Origin of the sequence: Bartonella phoceensis, assembly GCF_902825145.1 — a bacterium.
GTDB lineage: Bacteria > Pseudomonadota > Alphaproteobacteria > Rhizobiales > Rhizobiaceae > Bartonella > Bartonella phoceensis.
Genome location: NZ_CADEAD010000045.1, coordinates 1 through 474, shown reverse-complemented (window position 1 = coordinate 474; position 474 = coordinate 1). Strand labels below are relative to the sequence as shown.

General features: G+C 44.1%; 2 protein-coding genes. Both read right to left on the bottom strand.

What is annotated here, in order from left to right:
• Positions 1 to 250: KH domain-containing protein (locus tag J7R07_RS08010; protein WP_484479024.1), on the bottom strand; the 250-nt coding region annotated here is incomplete at its 3' end.
• A 26-nt stretch (positions 251 to 276) separates the two neighbouring features.
• A partial coding sequence (locus tag J7R07_RS08005; RefSeq protein ID WP_208436323.1) for a TRAM domain-containing protein occupies positions 277 to 474 on the bottom strand: 198 nt, incomplete at its 5' end.

Genomic DNA, 474 nt, shown 5'->3' with positions numbered 1-474 from the left:
GAATAACACCGCGCACAGGGGAGGTATCCACATACAGCTGGCGTAAAATTTTACTTGCCGCTTGTACATTAAGTGGTTTGCCCGATATTTTAAAACGGTTATCGCGTCGGTTAATTTCGATGGCAAGACGGCGTTCAAGTTGCTTAATATTGTCATCAAATGGCCCGCAGAGGCTCATTAAACGCTGGTTATCTGCGGGTTCTAGAAAGATTTCTTGTGTTGCGATTTGCAAAGTTGTTGTATCGGTCACTGAATATCCTATCGTTAGATTATTACTTAGGGTTGATAGTTGCCAACACCTAGCTCATCTTCTTTACGAGTACGTGCAATGACAGATGCAGGGGATTCGTGAACACGAAGATCCATTTGCTCCTCTGTGCGGATCACTTTGCCGCGTAGGGAGTTTGCATAGACGTCCACGATTTCTACATCCACAAATTTACCAATCATATCCGGTGTGCCTTCAAAATTCAC